Raw genomic sequence first — 26,139 nt, 5'->3', positions numbered from 1 at the left:
AGCCGAGCCTGCTCGCGAAGGCGTCGGCACATCCGGCATCGCGTCGACTGACCCGGCGCTTTCGCGAGCAAGCCCGCTCCCACAGTGTCCGTGTCGATCAGCGGATTTGGGCATGCCACAAGATCCGTGGGAGCCGGGCTTGCCCGCGAAGGCGTCGGCACATCCGGCATCGTGTCGACTGACCCGGCGCTTTCGCGAGCAGGCTCGCTCCCACAGTGTTCGTGTCGATCAGCGGATTGGGGCATGCCACAAAACCCGTGGGAGCGAGCCTGCTCGCGAAGGCGTCGGCACATCCGGCATCGTGTTGACTGACTCTGCGCTTTCGCGAGCAGGCTCGCTCCCACAGTGTTCGTGTCGATCAGCGGATTTGTGCACGCTGCGAGACCTGTGGGAGCCGGGCTTGCCCGCGAAGGCGTCGGCACATCCGGCATCGTGTCGACTGACCCGGCGCTTTCGCGAGCAAGCCCGCTACCACAGTGTTCGTGTCGATCAGCGGATTGGGGCACGCTGCGAGACCTGTGGGAGCCGGGCTTGCTCGCGAAGGCGTCGGCACATGCGGCATCGTGTCGACTGACCCGGCGCTTTCGCGAGCAAGCCCGCTACCACAGTGTTCGTGTCGATCAGCGGATTGGGGCATGCCACAAAACCCGTGGGAGCGAGCCTGCTCGCGAAGGCGTCGGCACCTCCGGCATCGCCTTGACTGACCCGGCGCTTTCGCGAGCAGGCTCGCTCCCACAGTGTTCGTATCGGTCGCCAGACTTGTGTTCGCAGTGAATCGTTTGGAAGCCGCGATTCTGGTACAAGGTATCGTTCAAGCCCCGGACAGATGACTTTTCTTATTCCAGAAATAGAACACAGAACCATTTTTTAATCTTTTATCGCTATTAACCTCGCCTTCTATAATTGCGCGTCGGCACTCAACTCATCAAAAGGGATGTTCCATGCAAAGACGCCTGTTATTGGCTGCGCTGTTCGTCGCTGTCGCCGGGTGCGCCAGTCCTCCTGCGGTTTCCGTGCACACCAAAGACCCCGCCAGTTCGACCCTGCAAGGCGACGCCACGCGTCCGGCGCAGGCACAGTGGATTCGCACCGAGTTGTACTTCTCGGTGGGCACGGTGGATGGCAAGGAAGGTGCGGTCAGCCCCGCGCGCTGGCGCGAGTTTCTCGATAAGGAAGTCACCTCCAGATTTCCCGACGGATTCACCGTCTTCGATGCCTACGGACAGTGGCGCGATCATGGGGCAAAGGAGCCTGAGCGCCTGAGCACCAAGGTCATCGTGATTTTGCACGAGAACAATCCGCAGAATGACGGCAACATCGAGGCGATTCGGCTGGCGTACAAACGCATCACCGGAGACTTGTCGGTATTGCGCCTGTCGCAACCGGCGCACGTTTCGTTTTAATCAGCGACAGGTCCAAGAGCTTGCCGAGGCGTCGACGCCAGGCGGCTCAATCCCGCCAGCAGCAACGCGCCCACCAGCAACACGCCAATCCCCAGAAACGCGCCCCAGCCCACCACTGTCACGCTCGAATAGAGCATGTACAGGCACAGACCGAAAAACAGCAGCGGCAACAGCGGATACAACGGCACCCGAACCGGCCGCGGCACCTCGGGAAAGCGCCGCCGCAAAATGATCAAGGCCAGGCTGCTCAAGCTGAGAAACAGCCAGTACACCGGTGTCAGGTACTCGACCATGGTGTTGAAACCGCTCTGGGTGAAACTGCCGAACAGCACCAGCAACAACGCGACCGCGCCCTCCGCCAGCAAAGCCTTGCGCGGCACGCCGTCGCGTTCATTCCACTCGCCGAAGCGGCGCAATTGCGGTACATCGCGGGCGGCGGCGTAGGTGGTGCGGGCGCCGACCAGCAAGGTCGAATTGATAGTGGCGATGGCCGCGATACCGACCATCAGCAGAATCAACAGCACGCCCGGCGCACCGAACGCCCGGTTCAGCAGTTCCACCGCGGGCGCGTTGCTCGCGGCCAGTCCGGCAAAACCCAGGCCTTGGACAAACGCCCAGTTCAGCGCCAGGTAGATCGCCATCAGCACCGTCAGTGCGCCGAGCATCGCAATGAATATGCCGCGTCGACCGTCGCGCACTTCCGCCGACAACGTTGCCGCATCGCTCCAGCCGCCGAATGCGAGAAACACGAAAATCATCGCCGCCGAGAACCCGGCCATGCCAGTGTTTTCCGGCGTGACCGATACGCTCGGAGCCGCTGCTTCGTTCCCCTGCCACGCCAGCCACACACCTGCGCTGGCAATGCTCAAAAAGCCCAGGGCCAACAAGCCCACCAGCAAGGTCTGAGTGATGAACCCGATGTGTTTGCCGGTGAGATTGAGCAGCACCAGCGCCGCTATTATTCCACCGGCAAACAGTCCCGGGCCGTATCGACCGAGCGGCACCACGGCGTTGAAGTAATCGGCAAACATGAACGCCGACAAGGCAATCCACCCGGTGTGCATCACCGAAAAACGCGACCAGGCGAACAGGAGCCCCATGCGCTCGCCATAGGCGGTGCGCAGAAAGTGATAGTCGCCACCCGGATGCGGAAAGGCCGTGGCCATTTCGGCGAAGCACAAGGCTCCGGCCATCGACGCCAGACCGCCGAGGACCCAGACCCAGTAAAAACAGGAAGGCCCGACGTTCAGTGCCACGGTCGGCGCAGTCTTGAGGATGTCGGTAGTGATCACCATGCCCAGCGTGATCAGCAACGCCTGCAACACCGGCAAATGGCGCTTGGGGCCGTTCGAGTGGCTCATAAACAGTCCTGCAGAAGATCCGCCGTCCGTGGCGGTTCGGCTCAGAAGCCGTAGGTGGCGCTGGCGTAGTAATAAGCACCATTGGTGCCGATCGGCGACAGCACGTCATACGGCAGGTTGCCGCCGTAGTTGATCGCCGAGCCGGAGCGTTCCGGGTAATTGTCGGTGAGGTTGTTGCCGCCCAGCGCCACGCTGAATTTCGGGGTGAATTTGTAGGTCACCTCGGCGTCCAGTTGCCACACCGCGCCATAGGTCTGCTCCGGTTGCGAGTCACCGAAATCGAACACCCGGGTGGTCTCGCCCTGACGGGTCAGACGACCGAGCAGGCCCCAGTGTTCGCTGGCCCAGTTGGCCGTGAACACGAAGCGATCCTTGGGCGCGGCGTCGGTCAGGGTGTTTGTTTCTTCGACGCCGACCAGAGCGTCGCCACCGATGCCCAACGCGCTGAGCTGCGACGGCGTGCCTTTGGTGTGGGTGACGCTGGTGTGGTTATAGGTGTATGCGGTGGTCAAGCCGAGTTGTCCGTCATACAGCGGCTGGTGGTAGTTGAGCACCAGTTCGGCGCCGTGGGTGCTGGTGTCGGCCGCGTTGGTGAAGAAATTGACGTCATGCACCCCCGGCACGCCGAAGGTGTCGTTGATGTATTGCTCCATGGCGTCGCTGCCGATGCGCTGCGACAGGGTGATGCGGTCCTTGACGTCGATGCGGAACACGTCGAGCGAGGCATCGAAACGTTCGTTCAACTGGAAGGTCAGGCCGAGGCTGAAGTTCTTCGAGGTTTCCGGATCGAGCTTTTGCGCCCCCAGCGCACGGGCGATCGGGTCGTTGACCGAGAGCACGCGAATGTCAGTCAGGGTGCCGCCTTCGCCGAAATTGCTGGTGGTGTTCTGGAAACCGCTCTGGGCCAGCGACGGCGCGCGGAAGTTGTTCGACACCGCGCCGCGCAACGCCCACTGTTCGGTCAGTTTGTAGCGGCCACTGAGCTTGCCGGTGAGTTTGCTGCCGGCATCGTCGTAATGTTCCCAGCGAGTTGCGGCGTCGACGAAGAAGCGGTCAGTGAGATCACCCGAGACCTCGGCGTAAGTGGCAAACACGTTGCGGTCCAGGTCCGACTCTTCGCTGGGGCGCAAGCCATTCGCGCCGTCAGCGCCAGAGCCGATGTAAGAGGCTTCGTCGCCGGCGTAGGTCAGGTAGTTTTCGTAGCGGTATTCGCCGCCCAGAGCCAACACAAACGAGCGCCCGCCGAGGCGCAATTCTCGGCTGAAGTCGAGGTTGGTGGTGGTTTGGCGCAGCTCGTAATCGCCAGTGTCGAACTTCGTCGGCGAATCTTCTCCGAGGCTGACGTTGAGGGTGCGGCGGGTGGATCCGTCAAACCGGTTGCGGCCATGGGTGACGCTGCTGTCGAAATCCCAGTCTTCACCGATCATGCCCTTGAAACCGGCCGTGGCGGAGATGTCCTTGTTGTCACCCAGCGACTGCGGCAAATAGCCGTTGGGATAGAATTGCGGCTGCTCGTAGGGGTAGCGATAGAACTCGGCGCCGGTGGTATGGCGCTGGTTGTAGGTGCCGAAGCTATAAGCCTTGCCGCCGGCCAGCGGTACCTCGCTGTTGAACCACAGGTTGACGTCCCGCGCGAGACCGTCCCCCATCACATAGTTGCGCTGCTCGGGGCTATCGGCGAAACCGTCGAAACCGGCGCGGTTGGTCGGGTTGCGGTTTTTGTACTCGGTGCCGCCGCGAATGAAACCGCCCTCTTCGCCCAGGCGCGTGCCGATCTTGGCGGTGGTCACGCTGTTCTGGCCGTCGGTGGTGGTGCGGCCGATCGCATCCTGATGGGTGTGATAGGCACCGTAACTGGTGGACACTTCACCACCTTCGGGGGCGTCGTCGAGGATGATGTTGATCACCCCGGCAATCGCGTCGGAGCCGTACTGCGCCCCGGCACCGTCGCGCAGTACTTCGATGCGTTTGATCGCGCTGATGGGGATTGAGTTGAAGTCCACCGGCGCCGTGCCGCGGCCGATTTTTGAGGAGTCGTTGACCACCGCCGAAGTGTGGCGGCGCTTGCCGTTGACCAGCACCAGCACTTGATCCGGGCTCATGCCACGCAGCTGCGCGGCGCGCACATGGTCAGCGCCACCGGAGTTGGACTGGCGCGGCATGCTGAAGGACGGCAGCAACGTCTGCAGCGCCTGGCCCAGCTCACCGTCGGCAGCGCCAGTGGACTTGAGGTCGGCGGCGGTCAACACGTCCACCGGCACCGGTGAGTCCAGCACCGTGCGCGCAGTGCCGCGGGTGCCGGTGACCAGCACGGTACCCAGCCGTGTGTCATCGTCAACATGCGTGGACGTGTCCTCGGCTTGCGCCGGAAGTTGCCAGATCGCACCGACAACCGCGATGGCGAGTAATGAACGGGAACGCTGATGCATGTTACGGCTCCTTTATCGCAGCTAATACCCGGCCGTTGCCGACAATAAGAGTTCGGCAATCAATGCGCGGCAATGTCTGCTGTAGTTTTAGAAATCAGGAAGGCGGTGAAGGCTGTTTTAACGTGGTTAGTGGGTAAAGCGCAGAATCCCCAAAGTAAGTCATTCCCCCTTGAATGCTGATGCTAGACGAGCCGGTGCCGGGCGCAAAAGAACCAATAACACTTAGGTTAGATCAGCCCCGTTAGTTGTTTTAAGGGCAACACAAGTGTTGCCAGAACAACAGCAATTCAACTAACCAACAACTAACTCAAGCATAACCACCACACCTGTGGGAGCGAGCCTGCTCGCGAAAGCGGTGTGTCAGTCACTGAAGATGTTGACTGAGCAGGCCTCTTCGCGAGCAGGCTCACTCCCACAGTTTTTATTGGGGGGGAACACAGATTTTCCGTACGACATAGATCCAATGTGGGAGCGAGCCTGCTCGCGAAAGCGGTGTATCAGTCTCCGAATATGCCGACTGGAATGGCCTCTTCGCGAGCAGGCTCGCTCCTACAGTTTTTATTGAGGGGAACACAGATTTTCCGTACGACATAGATCCAATGTGGGAGCGAGCCTGCTCGCGAAAGCGGTGTATCAGTCTCCGAATATGCCGCCTGGACTGGCCTCTTCGCGAGCAGGCTCGCTCCCACAGTTTTTATTGGGGGGAACACAGATTATCCGTACGACATAGATCCAATGTGGGAGCGAGCCTGCTCGCGATGGCGGTGTATCAGTCACTGAAAATGCCGACTGGACTGGCCTCTTCGCGAACAGGCTCGCTCCTACAGTTTTTATTGAGGGGAACACAGATTATCCGTACGACATAGATCCAATGTGGGAGCGAGCCTGCTCGCGAAAGCGGTGTATCAGTCTCCGAATATGCCGCCTGGAATGGCCTCTTCGCGAGCAGGCTCGCTCCCACGGAATCTGTCGTTGGATGATAGTTTTCAGTTGGCCACAGGTATCCACTCGGCCCGCGCCACATTGGCGGTATCACCGAAGGCCGGGAGTTTCTGCGCCAGGTCGCGGACGTTTTTCACGTCCAGGTCCAGCAACTGCTGACGGGTGATCAAGGTCGGTGGCACCAGCACCTGATGCCCCGGATTTTCGCCGGCAATCAGCATCGCCAAACTGCGCACGCTGATCGCCCCCGCCACTTGCGGATTGACCGCCGCGGTCGCCGCCCAGGCGCTGTCCGGTTCTTTCATGATCTGGATGTCGGCGGTGGAAATGTCGGCGCTGTAGATCTTCACCTTGCGCCCCAACCCGGCCTCGTCGACAGCAATCTTCGCGCCTTTGGCAAACTCGTCGAACGGCGCGAAGATCACGCTGATCCCCGGATTGGCGCGTAACACCGCGCTGGCCTGATCCGCCACCGAGTTGGCAATCGGCGGGTTGAGCGTGCCGAATCGCGCCTTTTCAATGATGCCCGGATTAGCCTTCTTCACCTGACTCCAGATCTCGTCGCGACGCTCCATCGGCGTGAAGCCACTGATGTACACGTAACCGGCGTCGAACCGTGTGCCGTTGTCCTTCACCGCCTGCTCCAGCGCCAGTCGCGCCAGCGCGTGGTGATCCTGCTCGACCTGCGTCACTTGCGGGCTGTTCAGGTCGACGTCGAACGCCACCACCTTGATGCCTTTGGCGATCGCCCGGTCAATCGGCCCCTTGAGGGTTTCCGCCAACCCCAGTTGCACAATGATCCCGTCGACCCCGAGATCGATCGCCTGATCGATCATCTCGCCCTGACTCGCCGCCTGCTGCCGCGCATCGAATACCCGCAGGTTGGCTCCCAGCGCTTCGGTCTGTTTCTCCACGCCGCGCAGATACGCCTCGGGAAAGTCCCCGGAAAACAGATAACCGACCAGAGCGATCTGTACCTGGCCCTTGTCAAACGGTGCCGGCGCACCCGGTAAGGCCTTGGCCTGAGCGCTCAAGGCCAACGCCGAGAGCATGGCGCCGGCGAGGCAATGGCGCGCGAACTGTTTGAGTGAACCATGCATACGACTTTCCTTGAACGATGTCGACTCAGCGCGCCCGATGCGCGAGGCCGAAGGTGAACATCAGGGCCAGCACCAGCACCAGTCCCTTGACGAAATCCTGCGCGTAATACGGCGCGTTGAGCATGGTCAGGCCATTGAGCAGCGAGGCCACCAGCAATGCCCCGACCAGCGTGCCGAAAGCGTTTGGCTTCTTCGCGCCGAGCACGGCAAAACCGATCAGCGCCGCACCGAGCGCGTCCAGCACCAGACCATTGCCGGAGCTGACGTCGCCCCGACCCAAGCGAGCAGCCAACAACAAACCGCCGAGCGATGCGAGCAGCGCCGACAGCACGTAAGCGAGCAACTTGAAGCGCTGCACCGGTGCCCCCGCCAGCCGCGCCGCCTGCTCGTTGCCGCCGATCGCATAAAACAAACGCCCGACGCGCGTGCGCTCGAGAAACAACCACACCGCCAGCGCTACCAGCGCAGTGATCAACACCGGCACCGGCACCACCTCCCACAGCCGTCCGCGACCCAGGGCGAGAAACGCCGCACTGAAGGCCCCTTCAGTTTCCTCGCCACTGGGCAAAGTCATGCCCACCGCAATCGAGCGCCCACCGGTGGGAATCAGTTGCACCCCGATCACCAGAAACATGCTGCCCAGCGTCGCGAGAATGTCCGGCACCCGCAGCTTGACGATCAGCCAGCCATTGAGCAGTCCGACCAATGCGCCGCCGGCCAGACTGATCAGCACCGCCGGCACCGCGCCCCAACCGAGCACCACCATGACGTAGCTGGCAATCATCAGGCTCATCGCAGCCACCGCACCGATCGACAAATCCAGCCCGCCAACGGCCATGGTCAACGTCACACCAAGCGCCAGCAGCGCAACAATCGATACCGACTGCAAGATGCTGAACAGGTTGCCAACGCGTAAAAACGCTGGCTCCGCGACGCTGAAAAACACCACGATCAGCGCCAGCAGCCACAACAGGCCATAGCGGATCAACGCTTGTAGCAAGCGCTCGGCGGGTGCCGCTGCGCTCGATAACAGTGAACTCGAATCAGGCACTCGCTCTGCTCCTTGACGTGGCATGAAAGGGATGTTCGATCACCTCGGTGCCGGCCAGCGCGGCGACCAGCGTGGCGCGTTGCAGACCGGCGCGCGGGAAGTCGGCAACCACCGCGTGATCACGCAACAACAGAATTCGATCAGCGATTTCCAGGGCTTCGTCGACATCCGCGCAAATCACCAGCGTCGCCCGGCCGACGGCACTGTCGCGCAGCAGTTGACCGATCTCACGGCGGGCCCGGACATCAACGCCCTGAAACGGCTCGTCGAGAATCAACACCCGCCCTGCCCCAAGCAACCAGCGACCCAGCACGACCTTCTGTTGATTGCCGCCGGACAGCGCGCTCATCGGCACTTCGATTCCAGCGGTCTTGATCCCCAGCGCCGCAACTTGCGCCTCGACCGCCGCTGCTTCAGCGCGGTTGCGAATGAAACCGGCGCGGGTGAAGCGCTGCAGAAACGGCAGCGTCAGCGTGCGGCGCAAAGAAAAATCAGGCACCAGCGACTGGCTGGCCCGGTCCTGCGCCGCGAGAAACACGCCGCGATGAATGGCTTCCCTTGGCGAGTTCGGCTGCCAGTCCACGCCATCCAGTTGCAGGCTGCCAGCCACAGCTTGACGCAGGCCGAACAACACTTCGGCAATCTCGCTTTTGCCGGCGCCGAGCAACCCGGTCAGCACCACCACCTCACCTTCGTGCAGGTCGAAATCGAACCGTTGCGAGCGTGGCAAAATCTGCAGGCCGCGCACACCCAGGACTTTTCGCCCCACAGTCCCTGGCCTGTAGACATGCCCGTCAAGCGCCTGCCCGAGCATCGCGTGAACCGCTTCGGGCAACTGCCGCGCGCTGAACTCCCCGGCCAGGCGCCCGTCACGCAAGACAATGGCGCGATCCGCCACTCGTTGCAGATCGGACAGGCGATGAGAGATGTAGATGATCGCCACTCCACGGCTGCGCAAGGTGTCGATCAGACCGAACAGGCGCTGCGCCTCGGCGTCGGACAACGCCGCCGTCGGCTCATCCAGAATCAGCAGGCGCGGCTGCAAGGCAAAGGCCCGGGCCAACACCACCAACTGCCGTTCGGCCTGGCCCAGATGATCAATGGTTTGCTCCAGCGGCAACACCAGCCCGAGCCCGGCGGCGATGCTCGCAGCGCGTTCCAGCAGGCGCTTGCGATTGAGCCAGAAGTCGGCGTCGGGTTTGCACAACTCATCGAGCAGCAGGTTTTCCGCCACACTCAAACCGGGGGCAATACCCTCGTTGATCTGCTGATGCACCGCGACAATTCCCACCCGCCGCGCCGACAGCGGCGAGCTGAACTGCCGGAGCTGCCCATCAACATGAATCGCGCCAGCATCGGCACGTTGGCTGCCGGCCAGAATCTTCACCAGCGTCGATTTGCCCGCACCGTTGGCACCAAGCAACGCCACCACTTCGGCAGGATGAATCTGCAGGCTGACGCTATCCAGCGCGCGGTTCGAACCGAAGGTCTTGCTCAGTTCGCGCACTTGAATCAGCGGCTTTTGAGCCACGACGACACTCATACAATTCCTTAACGTCGATGGGCCAGCGACCGCACCAGCCGGTCTCCGAGGCTTTGCACGCCCTGAACCAGAATGACCAGCACCACCACGGTGGCGACCATCACTTCATTGTTGAAACGCTGGTAGCCATAACGGATCGCCAGATCGCCCAGACCACCACCGCCAATCACCCCGGCCATGGAAGAAAAACCGATCAGCATCACCAGCGTCAGGGTGATCCCCGCCAGCAACGCCGGCAGCGCTTCGGGCAGCAACACTTTGCAAATCACGTGGCGGATGTCGCCGCCCATGGCGAGGATCGCTTCGATCCGGCCCTTGTCGACTTCATCCAGCGCGTTCTCGACGATCCGCGCAAAAAACGGAAACGCGCCAATGGTGATCGGCACCACCGCCGCCGTGCTGCCCAGTGTCGTACCGACCACCAGCCGGGTCAGCGGAATCAGCGCGATCAGCATCACCACGAACGGCAGCGAGCGCCCCAGGTTGACCAGCGAACCCAGTGCCGCATTCAGCCGTGGCAGCGGCCACAGTCCGTCGCGCCGGCTGACAAACAGCAACACACCCAGCGGCAGACCGATCAGCAGCGTGAACAGCCCGGCGAGCAGCACCATGTACAGGGTTTCGCCGGTGGCGTTGAACACCAGTTGCAGGATTTCATCCCAATTGATTGTGCGGTTCATGACTGGGCCGCCCGTACGCCGTATTGCTTGAGGAAGCTCAGCCCCGGCGCGGCATGCCCCAACGGCAGACCACAGGTCGGACGCAGCGAGGCGCCCAGCAGCGACTGCGGATCCGCCAGCAGTCGCGGCACCGGCCCGGCCTCGACCAGTCGCCCGCCAGCCATGGAGGCGGCGTGATCACAGATCGATTTGACCACGTCCAGCTCATGGGTGATCAGCACGATGGTCAAGCCCAGTTGCCGATTGATGTCGCGCAACAGGTCGAGAATCGATGCGGTGGTGTCCGGGTCCAGCGCGCTGGTGGCTTCGTCCGACAGCAGATACGCCGGCTCTGCTGCCAGCGCGCGGGCAATCCCCACGCGTTGCTTCTGGCCACCGGACAACTGCGAGGGAAAGGCTTGCGCCTTGTCACTCAAGCCGACCAGTTCCAGCAGTTCGCGCACCCGTACATGGCGCCACGGTTTGCCGACGTTGGCGATCTCCAGCGGCACCGCAATGTTGTCGAACACGGTGCGCGAGTGCAGCAGGTTGAAGCCCTGGAATATCATCCCGATGCGCTGACGCTGGCGGCGCAGGTCGCTGGCGGACAGCGTCAGCAAGTCCACGCCGTCGATCAGGATGCGTCCGCTGTCCGGGCGTTCGAGCAGATTAAGGCAACGCAGCAGGGTCGATTTGCCCGCACCGCTACGCCCGAGAATGCCGTAGATCGCGCCGTCGGGAATGCTCAGCGACACCTGATCGAGTGCCGGCGCGGTGGATGCCGGATACGTTTTGCTGACCTGCTCGACGACGATCATGGCGTGGCATCCACCACTGGGATCACCGAGCCATTGAAGGTGTCGGTGATGTATTTCGCCACTTGCGGCGAAGTCAGGTCCCTGGCCAGTTGCGCGATCCGTGGATCGTTCTGCAATTTCGGCGTGGTCACCAGAATGTTGGCGTACGGATTGTGCTCAGCCTTCTCCAGCCCCAGCGCATCCCTGGCCGGCACCAGCCCGGCTTCCAGCGCGTAGTTGCCGTTGATCACGGCGAGGTCGACATCGTCCAGCGCCCGGGGAATCTGCGGCGATTCGATTTCTAGGATCTTCAGCTGTTTGGGGTTCTCGGCGATGTCCTTGGGCGTCGCCTGATCGGCCGCCGGGTCCTTGAAACCGGGCTTGAGTTTGATCAGGCCGTTGTCCTGCAAAAGGTACAGCGCACGGCTCAGGTTGGTGACGTTGTTGGGGACGGCCACGGTGCCTTTTTCCGGCACTTGGGCGAAGTTTTTGTGCCGGCGTGAATAAATCCCCAACGGCTCGATATGCACCGTGGCCGCCACCGCCAGTTGCTGCCCCAGCGCCTGCTCCTGGGATTTGAGGTACGGCAGATGCTGGAAGTAATTGGCATCGACATCGCCGTGCACCAGCAGCTCGTTGGAGTTCACACCGTTGGGGATCTCGATGACCTTGAGGTTGAGTTGCGGATCGATCTTCTGGATGTAGGCGAGGATCTGCGCGTGCGGCACCGGGTCCGCCGCCACCCGCAATGGCTCCAGCGCCTGAGCGCCAAACGAAGTCACCAGCGCGCCGAGCACGGCCAGGGTCAAACCTGCTTGTTTCAACATGGGCGTAATCCTTGAGCGAGTGATGAATCAGGCGTTGGCGGTCTTGCGAACCGGTGCAGCGGGCATCAGTGCGTCGGCATAAAAGCGTCGGGCGACGTCGGGGTGCGAGCGCAACCGGCCCTTGAGGTAGTTCCAGCCGACATCGCGAAACAACGGATTGAGCGGATCACTCGCCGGGCCGCGTGCTTCACGCAGCAGCACGGTGGGCAAGGGATACAGCGGCACCACGGCGTCGAGTTGCGCGCCGAGGAAAAACGCGATGGACAGACGTTCGCTGCCTTCAGGTGGCGACACCACCCGATGCACGGTGGCGCGCAGATAACCGTTGGTGGCCAGCTCCAGCAGTTCGCCGATGTTCACCACCAGCGTGTTGTCGCGGGGCAGCGCATCGATCCAGCGCCCCTCCTCGACTTCCACTTGCAGCCCCGCCTGCTGGTCTTGCAGCAAAAAGCTCAGGAACCCCGAATCCTTATGCGCGCCAACCCCCTGATGACTGGCCCCACGTGCCTGCCCCGGATAGCGCATCAGCTTGATGTGTTCGTTGGGCTTGTCGCCGTACAAGCGGTCGAAGGCATCGGCCGGCAGCGACAGCGCCTCGGCAAACGCCCGCAACAGACGCAGCGACATACGCGTCATCGCCTGCTGCCAGTCGAGCAGCAACGGCTTGAGTTGCGGCAGGGCCTGCGGCCATTGGTTGGGCCCCTGCAACCGCGTCCAGAAAGGGCTGTCCGGCGACCACGGCAACGCTTCGCGCTCGGCACCAAGATCGAACTGCTCGCGCAGGTCAGGTTGCCCGCGAGTGATTTCGGAAGCGGCACGGTTGTAACCACGAAAGTGCGGCGAATTGATCATGCCGACAGCGGCTTTATCGCTTTGCGGCAAGGCAAAGAACTGCCGTGCCTGATCCTGGACCTGTCTGAGCAGGGAACCGTCGATGCCATGCCCGGCCAGGTAAAAGAACCCGACGTCACGGGCGGCATGGCGCAGGTCTTCGAGAAATTGCCGGCGCTGCTGCGCCGAGCCGTCGAGCAGCGAAAGATCAAGAATAGGCAGCGTGTTGATGACTGATGCGTGCGGCATGATTCACTCCCGTGTGAATCAAACCTGAAGAGCCTGTGATCGATTCAGCGTGTGCCGTCATGGCAATCGGGAGGTCTATCGGTTTGATGCTTTGGTTCGTCTGTGAGCCAAAACTAAACGATATTAAAAACACCGAACAAATATCTTTTTTGCATTAGCTTAGCGCTGGGGATGATCAGCGCTGCGGGTGTCGAAAAAACAAAAGCCTGCTCTCCAAAGCAGGCTTTCAGTCTGACACCAACGCTTACTTCTGCGCTGCGGTAATCGCCGAGTAACTGTTCATCAGGTTGCGATAGTTCGGGATCCGCTGCGACAGCAGATTGCCCAGCCCTTCGATGTCGTTGCGCCAGTCGCGGTGCAGTTCGCAGGCTACCGAGAACCAGTTCATCATTTGTGCGCCGGCCTGGGTCATGCGGCTCCAGGCGGCTTGCTGGACGGTGGTGTTGAAGGTGCCGGAGGCGTCGGTGACAACGAATACGTCGAAACCTTCCGCCAGTGCCGACAGGGTCGGGAACGCTACGCAGACGTCGGTCACGACGCCGGCGATGATGATCTGTTTGCGGCCGGTGGCCTTGATCGCCTTGACGAAGTCTTCGTTGTCCCAGGCGTTGATCTGGCCTGGGCGGGCGATGTACGGTGCGTCGGGGAACATTTCCTTGAGTTCCGGAACCAGCGGGCCGTTGGGGCCTTGTTCGAAACTGGTGGTGAGGATGGTCGGCAGGTTGAAGAATTTTGCCAGGTCGGCCAAGGCCAGGACGTTGTTCTTGAACTCGTTCGGCGAGAAGTCCTGAACCAGAGAAATCAGGCCAGTCTGGTGGTCGACCAACAGGACTACGGCGTCGTCTTTGTTCAGGCGGTTGTAGGTTGCAGTGCTCATGGTTGAATCCCTTTTCTTGGTTGTGATGGTTGGGGTTGCGTTGAACATGGGCACAGATTACGGACACGACCTGATCGGATAAATCCGTTGAAACGCGTTTTACTGTCAACTCAAAAGGGACAATCGAGCAATAGCTGCAGGCGCTGCCTACAGAAATCCCGAGGGTCGGCAGTTATGAGCTAATAACACCTTCATTAAACCGTCTTCCAAACGTTGTACTAGGATAGGATCCAATTCCTGAAGTTTGCCTCGGCCAAGGAATACGGTCGACGCAGGCCAGGAATGGATTGTTTCACCTGTAATCATGGATGACGCTTATGAACTCACACCTGTTCCCCCACATCGGTAAAGTCATCGCCAGCACCGGCAGCCGGCACTTTCCGCGGATGCTGCATGACCTGATCCAGACCCAACTGGCGGTGGACGCCACGCATATTCGCCAGGTGCGCGTTGAGCCGGTGGGCCGCACCGCCAGTCACAGTCAGCCGGACATCGGCAAAGACCCGGCCCTGCTGGCCGAGACAGTGTTCTCCGAACACAGTGCCGCACGCTCCGCTGAGCCGGCCGCCGCATTACCGGCGGCCAGTACCGACGCCTCGCAACTGCACCTCACCCGGCGCAAGGACGGCTACCGCTATGTGATCTCGGTGTATCGCAACGATCAGTCGCAGCGCTTCTCCGCCCAGGAGCGAAGTTTGTTGCAGGATATTTCCCCAGTGCTGTTACCGATGGTGGAAAAACACATCCATGCGCTGCAACCGGTACGGCCCGGCGCAGACGATCAATTGATCCACGCCGACGGCACGCAACCGGGTCTGGAAAACCTGCGCCAACGCTTTGCCGAGCGCCTCGAGCAACTGGGTCTGAGCCTGTCCAATCGCGAAACCGAGGTGTGCATCGGTCTACTTGCCGGGCGCACCGCACCGGAGCTGGCCGGGCAGTTGCAGTTGAAGGTCAATACGGTGGAAAGCTATCTCAAGCGCGCCGCGATCAAATTGGGCATCAGCGGCCGGCATTCGTTGATGCGCTGGATGTATTCACCCGAGGACACCAGCCACGCCACCACGGCGGCCTGAGCCCGCGACCGAACGCAAAAACCGCCGCCCTCCCCGGGCAGCGGTTTTTTTTGGCGTCGTTCAGTCCCGGGCCAGCGCCTCGATCGGATCAAGACGTGAGGCGTTGCGCGCCGGCACGAAGCCGAAAACGATGCCGATCAAGGTCGAGCAGATCACCGCGGTGATCACCGAGGCCAGCGAGAAGACCATTTCCCATTCCTTGATGAACACCGAAAACAGGTGCCCGATGGCGTACGACAGGGAAATGCCGATCGCCCCGCCCAACAGGCAGACCATCACCGCCTCCACCAGAAACTGCTGGCGAATATCCGACTGACGCGCACCGACCGCCATGCGAATGCCGATCTCCCGCGTGCGCTCGGTGACCGACACCAGCATGATGTTCATCACCCCGATGCCACCGACCACCAGCGAAATCACCGCGATCAGCGACAGCAGCAACGCCAGCGAGCGGCTGGTTTTCTGCACGGTCTGCATCACGCTGTCGAGGTTGTTGGTGTAGAAGTCCTTGATACCGTGGCGTTGCAGCATGAGTCGGTTGACGTGCTCTTCCACCACTTTGCTCGACTGACCGTCCTTCATCCGCACGCTGATGCTGTCGAGAAACCGCTGGCCCAACAGGCGGCCGGCGGCGGTTTCGTAAGGCACCCAGACGTTCAGGGTCTTGCCCGAGGCAAACAGGTTTTTATTCTCCGCCGCGACCCCGATCACCGTGCACGGCAGGTTGCCTATCAGGATCACCTGGCCCAGCGGATCGACGCCCTCGGCAAACAACCGATGCCGGGTGTTGTAATCGATCACCACCACCTGCGCCTGACGTCGGGCATCGTTTTCACTGAAGGTGATGCCCGCCTCCAGCTTGATCCCGCGTACCTGGAAATACTGGTCGCTGACACCGTTGATCTGTGCGTCGAGGTCGATGTTGCGATAACGCAGGAGCATGCTGCGGCCGACCACCGGGGTGGCGCTGTCGACGTAATACAGCTGATTCAGCGCGGTAACGTCGGCCGGCACCAGCGTCTCGATCGAGGCCGCGCGCTTGTCGCCGAAACTGGTGCCGGAATAGATATCGATGGTATTGCTGCCGATCGCCGAAATATCCTTGAGCACGTAGCGTTTGGCGCCCTCGCCGATGGCCGAAATCGACACCACCGAAGTGATGCCGATGACAATCCCGAGCATGGTCAGCAAGGTGCGCATGCGGTGCGACACCAGCGCCACCCAAGCCATGTTGAACGCCTCCTTGAACAGACCCAGGCTGGCCACCAGCCGGCGGGTCGCCGGTGGTTTCGGCGCGACGTCCTCTTCGCTCGGCAGCTGCCCGCTGTCGCGCACGTTGAGGCGGTCACTGAGGATTTCGCCGTCGCTGACCTCGATGATGCGTTCGGCGTTGGCCGCGACTTTCGGGTCGTGGGTCACCAGAATTACCGTGTGCCCCGCCGCGTGCAGCTCCAGCAGGATGCGCATCACTTCCTTGCCGCTGGCCGTGTCGAGGGCGCCGGTGGGTTCGTCGGCGAGGATCACTTCACCGCCGTTCATCAAGGCCCGGGCGATACTCACCCGTTGCTGTTGGCCCCCGGAGAGCTGGCTCGGACGGTGCGTCAGGTGCCCCTCCAGCCCCAGCCGCGCCAGCAATTCGCGAGCGCGGGCGTGGCGCTGCGGTGCAGGCGTGCCGGCGTAGATTGCCGGCATCTCGACGTTGTGCATCGCGCTCAGGTGCGGCAGCAAGTGATAACGCTGGAAGATGAAGCCGAAGTAATCGCGGCGCAGTTCGGCCAGCGCCTGATCGTCGAGGTCGCGGGTCTCCTGACCGTTGATCTTGTAGCTGCCGGCGGTGGCGTAATCGAGGCAACCAAGGATGTTCATCAAGGTCGATTTGCCGGAACCGGAAGCACCGATAATCGCCACCATTTCTCCGGCTTCGATCGTCAGATTGATGTTTTTCAGCGCCAGGAACTCGCGATCGCCAGCGGTGAAACTGCGGGTGATGCCGGTCAGTTGCAGCAGCGGTTGCGTCATGCTCAAGCCCCCGCCACGGCAGGTAACGGATCACCGATCACGACCCGGTCGCCTTCACTCAGGCCCTGATTGATCTGCACTTTGACGTTGTTGTTGATCCCGGTCTGCACGTTGCGCGACTGCGCCTGGCCCTTGGCATCCAGAACCCGCACCGTAAAGCTGCCATCGGCATTGCGCGGCCCGAGCGCCGCCACCGGCACCGTCAGCACCGATTGCGCGGTGTCGAGGACGATGCGCACCTGCGCGGTCATCGAAATGCGCAAGCGGTGGTCGGGGTTGGGCACCTCAAACAACGCGTTGTAGAACACTGCGCTGTTTTGTTTCGGCGTACCGGCCGGCGGTGTTTCGAGGAAATTCTGCGGCGCCGGTTCCGTGCCGCGCAATTTGCCGTAATAGCGTTTGTCCTCCCCCAGAATGGTGAAATACACCGCCTGCCCCGGTGCGATGTGGATCACGTCGGCCTCCGACACCTGAGCCTTGATGGTCATGGTGTCCAGGTCCGCCAGTTTCAGCAGGATCGGCGCCAACTGGTTCGCGATCACCGTCTGGCCTTCCTGAGTGACGATCCCGACCACGTCGCCATCGATCGGCGCGACAATCCGCGTATACGCAAGGTTGACCTTGGCGGTGTCGATCTGGATGTGTGCGCTCTTGATCTGCGCGTCCAGCGACAACAGGTTGGCCTGCTGCACTTCGTAGTTCGATTGCGCGGTTTCGAAATCCTGACGCGAGATCGACGCGTCTTCCTGCAGGTTCTGATAGCGCTCGTAGATCGCCTTGGTCTGCCTGAGCTGAGCCTGTGTCGCGCGCCTTTGCGCCTGCAGGTTTTCCTCATCGACCTGCGCTTGTCGCAGGGTGTTCTGCAGTACCAGCGGATCGATTTCCGCCAGCCACTGGCCCTTCTTCACCTTGTCACCGACCTTGACCTTGAGCGACTTCAACTGCCCCGACACCTGAGCGCCGACGTCCACCTGCTTGATGCCCTCCAGCAAGCCGGTGGCGAGTACGGTGTTTTCGATGTCCGTACGCTCGACCGGCGCCGTCTGGTATTTCGGTGCCTCGGCGGGGGCCTGCACCGTGTACAGCACCAACCCGGCCACCGCCGCCAACGCCAACCCCATACCGACTTTGCGCAACTTCGACTTTTCCATAAATAACCACAAGTCCGTTCAGGGATGAACCCGGCCAGCGGCCGGGTCTTGATAGAAAAACACCATTCAGGACAGCACTTGGCCGACCGCGACCGACAGGCCGTCGTGCCACCACGCCGCGAAACTGAAGACGTTGGGCGCCTTGAGAATCGTGAAGTGGTTGCCCGGCCCGTACCACACCGCCAGATCGTCGACCTGACGCTGCCAGCCCTCGAGCACCGCCGCCTGTTCGCGCTGATTGCCCCATTCGTCCAGCGTCGGGTCATCGACCAGTACCAGCCGCACCGGCCCGGTATAGGCCAGACGCGGTTGATAAACCGTGCGCAAGGCGCTGGAGAAGGTGCGTACCGGGCCGTGCATCGCGTCGGGCGCCGCCCGCTCCGACAACACCCCGGTGCGCACCATGCCTTCGTGCAGCAAGCGCAATTGCGTGGTGTCATCGGCGTTGGCGAACAGCGCAGGATCGATGCCCAGCGATTTGCCGCAGGACAACTGCAGGGTGTCGATCAGCCGTTGCAGCGCGGCAGTGGCCGTGTACGGTTTGCCGGCCGTGCCGTCGCCGCCCGGCGCCTCACTGTCGATCAACGTCAGCGAAGCCACCTCACGTCCTGCCGCCTGCAACTGCGCGGCCATTGCATGCGCCACCCAGCCACCGAAGGAATGGCCGATCAGATGCACCGGCCCTTGCGGGTAGATCTGCGCGATCGCCTGCAGGTAGAACGCCGCGGCCGCCTCCACTTCGCTGTGCGGCACACTGACGCCGTCCAGCCCCCGGGGTTGCAGGCCGATGATCGGCCATTCCGGGCCGATGGCTTCGGTCAGGTGAATGAACCCGGTGACACTGTCACCCGCCCCCGGCACACAGAAAATCGGCGCATGCCCCACGTGTCCGGTCTGGATCGTCAGCAGCGGTTGATACGACGTCGGTTCCGGCGCCACCAGAGTTTCCAGCGCCTGGGTAATCGCCTGACCGAGGGCCTGGATATGCGGCTGTTTCATCATCGTGCGGTGATCGCCGGGGATGTCGATGCAACGCAGCAATGTCGGGTCGAAACGCTCTTCCCAGCCACGGGTCGGGCTCGGCAAGGACTGCCCGTCCATCAACGCCTGGGCGCGGAACAGGTGGATCGTCTGGCTCGCCGGGCTGACCCGGTAATGCGCCAGCGCCAGGCGATGCGCCGCTTCGCGCTCAAAGTAGTGCCAGGCATCCGCCGCGCTGACCGTCGCCAGTTCCGGGTCGGTCAGTTGTTGCGCCTGGCAACGCTGGAACAGCTCAATGAAATCCAGCTGTTCGACCTGCGCTTCCAGCGCTTGCACTGCCGCCAGTGCCGCCTCGCCTTCAGCACCGAGCATCATCGAACGCCCACGGCAATGGCCGAGCAACTGACGTTTGTCCAGCCCTTCACCGCTCCACATCGCCTTGTCCTGGGCCAGCGGATTGGGTGCATAGCTGTCGAGCATGCCGATGAACGCCACCGGTTCATCGAGGCCAAGCAATTGCTGCGCGACCTCATGCGCCAGCACACCGCCAAACGACCAGCCGGCCAGACGATACGGCCCGTGCGGCTGCACCGCGCGGATGATCCCGACCATGCGCTGCGCCATGCACTCGAGGGTGCGCAATTGCGCTTGCCCAAGGGGAACGCCGGGCAAGCCGTAGATCGGGAACTCGCCGCCAATGTGCTGGGCCAGCGTCGGGAAATACACGTCGCGGCCGCTGAACTCATGCATCAGGAACAACGGCGTACCGTGCTCCCCGGCGCGTACCACGACCAGCCCGTCCGGCTGCCCGCCCGCCTCGTCCTGACTCAGCAGCGCGGCGGCAGATTCGACGCTCGGATGCTGGAACAGCTCGGCCAACGACAGTTTCAGCCCGGCCCTTTGCATCAGATTGACCAGCCGCACCGCCAGCAACGAATGCCCGCCCAGCTCGAAGAAGTTGTCGTGCCGCCCGACCTGTTCGACGCCGAGCACCTCGCCCCAGATCTGCGCCAGTGTGGTTTCGACGTCCCCCTGCGGCGCCACGTAAGGCCGGTTGATCACCGCATCCGCACCCGGTTCCGGCAGGGCTTTGCGGTCGATCTTGTCGTTTGGTGTCAGCGGCAAGGCGTCGAGCCGCACGAACGCACCGGGCACCATGTACTCCGGCAAACGCTCCAGCACATGGGCGCGCAAGGTCTCCAGGCTGGGTTCATCCACGCCAGAGCGCACGGTGTACCAGGCCACCAGACGTTCGTCGCGCACCATCACCACCGCTTCGCGAATTGCCGGATGCTCGATCAGCCGCGCCTCGATTTCTCCTGGCTCCAGACGCAAGCCACGCAGCTTGATCTGGAAGTCGTTGCGACCAAGGAATTCCAGTTCACCGTCGTTGTTGTAACGCACCAGATCGCCGGTGCGGTACAGCCGATCACCCGCTACAAACGGGCTGTCGATGAAACGCTCGGCCTGCATCTCGGGCAAGCCGTGATAACCCCGCGCCACGCCGACACCGCCAATGTGCAACTGACCGCTGACGCCTTGCGGCACCGGTTGGTCGTAAGCGTCAAGCACATACAAACGCGTGTTGCTCAACGCTTTACCAATCGGCACCGCGCTGTCCGGCACCGGCATTGCCGGTTCCAGCGTCCAGCCGGTGCTGTCGACCGTGGTTTCAGTCGGGCCGTAAACGTTGTGCAAACGCACCCACGGCAGCCGCGCGCGCACCTGCCGCGCCAGCGCAGCACTGAGTTCGCCGCCACCATTAAGCACGTCGGTGAGGCTGGTGCATTGCTCGACACCCTCCTGCTCGATGAACTGCTGCAGCAACGCCGGGACGAACTTGACCACCGTCACCTGTTGCTGGCGGATGGTCTGCACCACGTACGCCGAATCGCGGTTGCCGTCGGGCCGCGCCAGCACCAGACGCATGCCGGAGCACAGCGGCCAGAAGATCTCCCACACCGAACTGTCGAAGCTGAACGGCGCCTTTTGCAGCAGTGCGCCGTGTTCGGTTGGCGGACTGAGCTGCGAACCCCAGTGCACCATGTTGCAGGCGCTGCGGTGCTCGATCATCACGCCCTTCGGCAGGCCCGTAGAACCCGAGGTGTAGATCATGTAAGCGAGGTTCGAAGCGCTCAGGCCCGGCACCTGCGAGTCATGCTCCGGCAGGGTCTGCCAGGTGCTGTGGTCAAGGTCGATCAGCGTCGCTGCCGCGTTATCGAACAACCCGCGAGTCGCCGTCTGCACCAGCACCGCCGTCGGCGCGCTGTCCTTGAGCATGTAGGCCAGACGCTCCGTCGGGTAGCTCGGGTCCAACGGCACATAGGCGCCGCCCGCCTTGAGGATGCCGAGCAGACCGACCACCAGATCCAGCCCGCGCTCGACGCAGATCGCCACCCGAGCATCCGGCTGCACACCGAGTTCGCGCAGGTGATGGGCCAGGCGGTTGGCGCGTTCGTTGAGTTCGCGATAGCTCAGGCGCTGTTCCGCCGTCTGCACGGCGACCGCGTCAGGTCGGCGCCGCACTTGTGCTTCGAACATCACATGCAGCGGTTGCTCCAGCGGGCACTCGACTTGCGTCGCATTGAAGTCCACCAACAAGCGCTGACGCTCGTCCGCCGCCAGCAACGGTACTTGCGCCAGCACCACCTGATCATCGTTGACCAGCGTCGCCAGCAGTTGCTGGAAGTAGCCGACAAAGCGGCGAATGGTCGCTTCGTCGAACAGCGCCGTGGCGTAGTTCAGCGCCCCGCGAATCCCGCTCGGGTGCTCACCGAGGGTCAACGACAGGTCGAATTTGACGAATCGGCTCGGCCCGGCCACGCCTTCAAGGCTCAGTTCACCCAGGGTCAGGGCCGGCCCGTCGTTGTTGTCCCAACTGAGCAGCGTCTGGAACAACGCGCTGTGGGACAGGCTGCGCAGCGGCTTACAGATTTCCACCACCTGTTCGAACGGCAAGTCCTGATGCGCCTGCGCTTGCAGGGTTTGCGCCTTGACCCGCGCCAGCAACGCCTCGCCGCTCGGCTCGTCCGAGGTGTCGATGCGCAAGGCCAGGGTGTTGACGAACATGCCGATCAAGCCTTCGATCTCGGCGCGAGTGCGGTTGGCCACCGGCGAGCCGATCACCACCTCGGTCTGGCCGGACAGGCGACTGAGGGTCATCGCCCACGCGCTCATGATCACCATGTACGGCGTGACTGCGCGGCGCTGACACAGGGTCTTGAGCCCGGCACTCAGCTGTTCGCCCAGCTGTATTTCGACACTGCCACCACTGTGGTCCTGCTGCGCCGGACGCGGTCGGTCGGTGGGCAGGGTCAGCAACGCCGGTGCGCCGGCCAGGGCCTGTTGCCAGTAATCGCTCTGGCGTTGCAGCACCTCACCGCTGAGCCAGCGGCGTTGCCACACCGCGTAGTCGGTGTATTGCAGCGCCAGTGGCGGCAACGGATCGGGTTGGCCGTGACTGAACGCCTGATACAACGCCGCCAGTTCACGGGTCAGCACGCCCATCGACCAGCCGTCGGAGACGATGTGGTGCAGGGTCAGCAACAGCACGTGGTGATCGTCCGCCAGCCGCACCAGACGACCGCGCATCAACGGATCGTCCTGCAAATTGAACGGCGCGCAGGCCTCGGCCTCGGCCAGTCTGTGCAGGGCCTCGTCGGCCTGCGGATAGCCACGCAAGTCTTCGACACGCAGGACCACACCGGTGTCCACCGGCAGGATCTGCACCTGGGCCTCATCGTCAAGCTGATGGAAACGGCTGCGCAGGGTTTCGTGGCGCGCAACGATCCGCGCCAGCGCCCGTTGCAGCGCGTCTTCGTCCAGCCGGCCGCTCAGGCGCAAGCCGACCGGGATGTTGTAGGCGCTATTACCGCCACCCATCTGCGCCAGGAACCACAGCCGTTGCTGAGCGAACGACAGCGGCAGCACTTGATCACGCGGGGCCGGCAGGATATCCGGCAGCGTGCTGCGTCCGGCACGGCTGAGCACGTCCGCCACGGCGGCCAGTTCCGGGTTGGCGAACAACTCACCCAGCGCCAGCTCGATCCCCAGTTGTTGGCGCACCTGCGACAACATGCGCATCGCCAGCAGCGAATGCCCACCCAGTTCAAAGAAGTTGTCGTGACGACCGACCTGCGCAACCTGCAACACCTCGGCCCAGACCCGCGCCAGACTGGCTTCCAGCGCCGTGACCGGGGCCTCGTAAGCGCGACTGAGCAGCGCCTCTTGGGTCGGCGCGGGCAACGCCTTGCGGTCGATCTTGCCGTTGTTGTTCAGCGGCAACGTCGCAAGTTGCACCCAGGCACTCGGCACCATGTATTCCGGCAACCGCGCCTGCAATTGCGCGTGCAGGTCGGCGCTGTCCAGCGGCTGATCGTGCACGGTGTAATAGGCCACCAGACGCGGGGTTGCCTGGCCGTCGCGACGCGCCAGCACCACCGCTTCCTTGACCCCGGCGCAACTGAGCAAGCGGCTCTCGATTTCTCCCAGCTCGATGCGGAAACCCCGGATCTTCACCTGATCGTCATTGCGCCCGATGCAATCGAGTTGCCCCGATGCCAGCCAGCGTGCGAGGTCGCCGGTGCGATAGAGCAACGCGCCAGGCCGGTCGCTGAACGGATCACGCAGGAACTTCTCGGCGGTCAGGTCCGGGCGGTTCAGGTAACCCAGCGCCACGCCCTGCCCGCCAATGTACAACTCGCCGGTCACGCCCATCGGCACCGGTTGCTGGTGCGCGTCGAGCACATACACCTGGGTGTTGGAAATCGGCCCGCCAATCGGCACGCTCTCGGCGTTTTCAGCCACCTCAAGCACCTCGAAGGTGGTGGCGTAGGTGGTGGTTTCGGTCGGGCCGTAGCAATGCACGATGCGTAGTTGCGGCGCAGCAGCCCGCAGCGTGCGGAACGCCGCCGGATCACCGCGCTCACCACCGCACAGCAGGATGCGCAAGCCTTTGAGCGCCTGCGGAATCAGTTGCACGTACTGGTTGAACAGCGCGGTGGTGACGAACAGGATCGTCGCCCCGGAGTTGCTCAGTTCGCGGCCAAAAGCGTTCGGATCGAGCAAGGTCTGGTGATCGATCACCACCACGCGCCCGCCGTTGAGCAACGGGCCCCAGATGTCCATGGTGCTGGCGTCGAACGCCGGGTTGGAAGCGAACACCACACGGTCCTGCGCGTTGAAATCGGCGTAACCGTTGTTCAGCACCAGACGCCCGATGCCACGGTGCGGGACCATCACGCCTTTTGGGGTGCCGGTGGAGCCGGAGGTGTACATGATGTACGCCAGCGCCTCCGAGCTTTGCGCCAGGTTCGGGTTGTGCGTCGGCTGGCCGCTGAGCTTGAGCCGGTCAAGGTCGATGCGCGGCGCGGCGTAATCGATGGTTTCACTGCTGAGGGTCAGCAACGCCACTGCGCGGCAGTCCTCGACCATGAACGCCTGACGCTCGCTCGGCGCATTGATGTCCAGCGGCACATAGGCCGCCGCGCACTTGGCAATCGCCAGTTGCGCCACCAGCAGCTCCAGCGAGCGCGGCAACAGGATCGCCACGTGGTCGCCCGGCTGCACGCCTTGGCCGATCAAGTGGTGCGCCAGGCGGTTGGCCTGGGCGTTCAGTTCAAAGTAGCTCAGCGAATGCTCGCCATGCACCGCCGCCACAGCCTTTGGATGCGCTGCGGCCTGCTGCTGGAATACCCCGTGCACGGTCAGCGTCTGCGGGTACTCGCGCGCGGTGGCGTTGAACCCACACAGCAAGCGCTGACGCTCATCCTCGGCGAGTAACTGCACCCGCTCCAGCACCGCCTGGTCATCACTGACCATCGCCGCCAGCAAGCACTGCAAGTAGCCGACATAACGCTGGATGGTCGACTGATCGAACAACGCCGTGGCGTATTCCAGCGAACCGCGAATCACCCCGTTGGCTTCGCCCAGGGTCAGGGTCAAATCAAACTTGGCGACCTGCCCCGGGGCGGCCACACCTTCGAGGCTCAGGTCGCCCAGTGCGAGGTGCGGTCCGACGCTGCTGTCCCAGCTCAGTGTGGTCTGGAACAGCGGGCTATGCGCCAGGCTACGTACCGGTCGTGCGATTTCCACCACCTGTTCGAACGGCAAGTCCTGATGCGCCTGGGCTTGCAGGGTTTGCGCCTTGACCCGCGCCAGCAGCGTGGCCACGCTCGGCTCACCCGAGGTGTCGATGCGCAAGGCCAGGGTGTTGACGAACATGCCGATCAGACCTTCGATCTCGGCCCGGGTACGGTTGGCCACCGGCGAGCCGATCACCACATCGGACTGCCCGGACAGGCGACTCAGCAGCAGCGACCAGGCACTCATCACGGTCATGAACAGGGTCACGCCGTGACGCTGACTCAAGGCTTTGAGCCCGGCGCTCAGACGTTCGTCCAGCAGCACCTCGACCGTGCTGCCGGCGTAATCCTGTTGCGCCGGACGCGGACGGTCGGTGGGCAGGGTCAGCAAGGCCGGCGCACCGTCGAGGGTCTGTTGCCAGTATTGGCTTTGGCGCTGCAGCACTTCACCGCTGAGCCAGCGCCGTTGCCACACGGCGTAGTCGCCGTATTGCAGCGCCAGCGGTGGCAACGGATCGGGCTGGCCCTGACTGAAGGCCTGGTACAACGCCATCAGTTCGCGGGTCAGAACGCCCATCGACCAGCCGTCGGCGACGATGTGATGCACCGTCAGCAACAGCACATGGTGTTCGTCGGCCAGTTTTACCAGCCGCCCGCGGATCAGCGGGTCGTGCTGCAGGTCGAACGCCGTCGCGGCTTCTTGCGCAAGCAGCGCCTGCAACGTCGCTTCGGCCTGAGGGTCTTGGCGCAGGTCTTCCAC

15 protein-coding genes (1 of these 15 only partly in view) are annotated in these 26,139 nt (G+C 62.7%); 2 read left to right on the top strand and 13 right to left on the bottom strand.

The features are described from left to right. Positions 1 to 941: 941 nt before the first annotated feature. The gene (locus AC1UK9_RS11840; RefSeq protein WP_473015327.1) at positions 942 to 1,403 is read left to right on the top strand and encodes a DUF3574 domain-containing protein; all 462 of its coding nucleotides are present in this window, start codon (positions 942 to 944) and stop codon (positions 1,401 to 1,403) included. Here the strand turns inward: AC1UK9_RS11840 and AC1UK9_RS11835 are convergent. From AC1UK9_RS11835 to ycaC, 10 genes are all read right to left on the bottom strand, one after another. Next, positions 1,400 to 2,764, bottom strand: coding sequence for an APC family permease (locus tag AC1UK9_RS11835; protein ID WP_482580151.1), 1,365 nt, complete (start codon positions 2,762 to 2,764; stop codon positions 1,400 to 1,402). The two genes, AC1UK9_RS11840 and AC1UK9_RS11835, sit on opposite strands and share 4 nt — an antisense overlap. 41 nt (positions 2,765 to 2,805) lie before the next feature. Next, positions 2,806 to 5,193: a TonB-dependent receptor plug domain-containing protein gene (locus AC1UK9_RS11830; RefSeq protein WP_482580150.1), complete on the bottom strand. Its 2,388-nt coding sequence runs from the start codon at positions 5,191 to 5,193 to the stop codon at positions 2,806 to 2,808. 986 nt (positions 5,194 to 6,179) lie between these two features. After that, entirely contained in the window at positions 6,180 to 7,235 is a 1,056-nt protein-coding gene (locus tag AC1UK9_RS11825; protein WP_025109125.1) for a substrate-binding domain-containing protein, read from the bottom strand. A 25-nt stretch (positions 7,236 to 7,260) separates the two neighbouring features. After that, positions 7,261 to 8,286, bottom strand: a complete 1,026-nt coding sequence (locus tag AC1UK9_RS11820) for an ABC transporter permease (RefSeq protein WP_025109124.1) — start codon at positions 8,284 to 8,286, stop codon at positions 7,261 to 7,263. Next, positions 8,279 to 9,829 (bottom strand): sugar ABC transporter ATP-binding protein, encoded by a 1,551-nt coding sequence (locus AC1UK9_RS11815; RefSeq protein WP_482580149.1) that lies wholly within the window; start codon positions 9,827 to 9,829, stop codon positions 8,279 to 8,281. Before AC1UK9_RS11815 ends, AC1UK9_RS11820 begins: the two co-directional genes overlap by 8 nt. A gap of 8 nt (positions 9,830 to 9,837) precedes the next feature. After that, positions 9,838 to 10,509, bottom strand: a complete 672-nt coding sequence (locus AC1UK9_RS11810) for a methionine ABC transporter permease (RefSeq protein ID WP_025109129.1) — start codon at positions 10,507 to 10,509, stop codon at positions 9,838 to 9,840. Further along, positions 10,506 to 11,306 carry a methionine ABC transporter ATP-binding protein gene (locus tag AC1UK9_RS11805; protein WP_473015323.1) on the bottom strand — a complete coding sequence of 267 codons (801 nt, stop codon included), beginning with the start codon at positions 11,304 to 11,306 and terminating at the stop codon, positions 10,506 to 10,508. The genes AC1UK9_RS11810 and AC1UK9_RS11805 overlap by 4 nt, the downstream gene beginning before the upstream one ends. After that, positions 11,303 to 12,112 carry a MetQ/NlpA family ABC transporter substrate-binding protein gene (locus AC1UK9_RS11800; RefSeq protein WP_025109122.1) on the bottom strand — a complete coding sequence of 270 codons (810 nt, stop codon included), beginning with the start codon at positions 12,110 to 12,112 and terminating at the stop codon, positions 11,303 to 11,305. Before AC1UK9_RS11800 ends, AC1UK9_RS11805 begins: the two co-directional genes overlap by 4 nt. 27 nt (positions 12,113 to 12,139) lie before the next feature. After that, on the bottom strand, positions 12,140 to 13,192 hold the full coding sequence (locus AC1UK9_RS11795; RefSeq protein WP_482580147.1) for an isopenicillin N synthase family dioxygenase: 1,053 nt from the start codon (positions 13,190 to 13,192) through the stop codon (positions 12,140 to 12,142). Positions 13,193 to 13,436: 244 nt separating this feature from the next. Beyond that, a complete protein-coding gene (ycaC, locus tag AC1UK9_RS11790) occupies positions 13,437 to 14,069 on the bottom strand; it encodes an isochorismate family cysteine hydrolase YcaC (RefSeq protein WP_102359026.1) in 633 nt (210 codons plus the stop codon). A gap of 317 nt (positions 14,070 to 14,386) precedes the next feature. Between ycaC and AC1UK9_RS11785 the strand changes: the two genes are divergently transcribed. Next, a complete protein-coding gene (locus tag AC1UK9_RS11785) occupies positions 14,387 to 15,145 on the top strand; it encodes a helix-turn-helix transcriptional regulator (protein WP_482580145.1) in 759 nt (252 codons plus the stop codon). Positions 15,146 to 15,205: 60 nt separating this feature from the next. Here the strand turns inward: AC1UK9_RS11785 and AC1UK9_RS11780 are convergent, their stop codons facing one another. The 3 genes from AC1UK9_RS11780 to AC1UK9_RS11770 all read right to left on the bottom strand — a co-directional run. Further along, positions 15,206 to 17,164 (bottom strand): MacB family efflux pump subunit, encoded by a 1,959-nt coding sequence (locus AC1UK9_RS11780; protein ID WP_025109118.1) that lies wholly within the window; start codon positions 17,162 to 17,164, stop codon positions 15,206 to 15,208. A 2-nt stretch (positions 17,165 to 17,166) separates the two neighbouring features. Beyond that, the gene (macA, locus tag AC1UK9_RS11775) at positions 17,167 to 18,315 is read right to left on the bottom strand and encodes a macrolide transporter subunit MacA (protein WP_482580144.1); all 1,149 of its coding nucleotides are present in this window, start codon (positions 18,313 to 18,315) and stop codon (positions 17,167 to 17,169) included. 66 nt (positions 18,316 to 18,381) lie between these two features. Continuing rightward, positions 18,382 to 26,139: the end of a non-ribosomal peptide synthase/polyketide synthase gene (locus AC1UK9_RS11770; protein ID WP_482580143.1), read on the bottom strand. Its footprint extends 10,080 nt past the window's final position; the window shows 7,758 of its 17,838 coding nt (coding positions 10,081–17,838); the start codon falls outside the window, past its right edge; its stop codon occupies positions 18,382 to 18,384.

The organism is Pseudomonas sp. AK-TSAG1-1 (assembly GCF_056821665.1).
The sequence above is the reverse complement of the archived record's forward strand: the minus strand, read 5'-3'. Positions and strand labels throughout refer to the sequence as shown.

What these genes read in the sequence shown, in the direction of transcription:
- AC1UK9_RS11810 (WP_025109129.1), bottom strand. Translation starts at nt 10,509, where the DNA reads ATGAACCGCACAATCAATTGGGATGAAATCCTGCAACTGGTGTTCAAC.
- AC1UK9_RS11805 (WP_473015323.1), bottom strand. Translation starts at nt 11,306, where the DNA reads ATGATCGTCGTCGAGCAGGTCAGCAAAACGTATCCGGCATCCACCGCG.
- AC1UK9_RS11795 (WP_482580147.1), bottom strand. Translation starts at nt 13,192, where the DNA reads ATGCCGCACGCATCAGTCATCAACACGCTGCCTATTCTTGATCTTTCG.
- AC1UK9_RS11800 (WP_025109122.1), bottom strand. Translation starts at nt 12,112, where the DNA reads ATGTTGAAACAAGCAGGTTTGACCCTGGCCGTGCTCGGCGCGCTGGTG.
- AC1UK9_RS11825 (WP_025109125.1), bottom strand. Translation starts at nt 7,235, where the DNA reads ATGCATGGTTCACTCAAACAGTTCGCGCGCCATTGCCTCGCCGGCGCC.
- AC1UK9_RS11785 (WP_482580145.1), top strand. Translation starts at nt 14,387, where the DNA reads ATGAACTCACACCTGTTCCCCCACATCGGTAAAGTCATCGCCAGCACC.
- ycaC (WP_102359026.1), bottom strand. Translation starts at nt 14,069, where the DNA reads ATGAGCACTGCAACCTACAACCGCCTGAACAAAGACGACGCCGTAGTC.
- AC1UK9_RS11830 (WP_482580150.1), bottom strand. Translation starts at nt 5,193, where the DNA reads ATGCATCAGCGTTCCCGTTCATTACTCGCCATCGCGGTTGTCGGTGCG.
- macA (WP_482580144.1), bottom strand. Translation starts at nt 18,315, where the DNA reads ATGGAAAAGTCGAAGTTGCGCAAAGTCGGTATGGGGTTGGCGTTGGCG.
- AC1UK9_RS11840 (WP_473015327.1), top strand. Translation starts at nt 942, where the DNA reads ATGCAAAGACGCCTGTTATTGGCTGCGCTGTTCGTCGCTGTCGCCGGG.
- AC1UK9_RS11835 (WP_482580151.1), bottom strand. Translation starts at nt 2,764, where the DNA reads ATGAGCCACTCGAACGGCCCCAAGCGCCATTTGCCGGTGTTGCAGGCG.
- AC1UK9_RS11815 (WP_482580149.1), bottom strand. Translation starts at nt 9,829, where the DNA reads ATGAGTGTCGTCGTGGCTCAAAAGCCGCTGATTCAAGTGCGCGAACTG.
- AC1UK9_RS11780 (WP_025109118.1), bottom strand. Translation starts at nt 17,164, where the DNA reads ATGACGCAACCGCTGCTGCAACTGACCGGCATCACCCGCAGTTTCACC.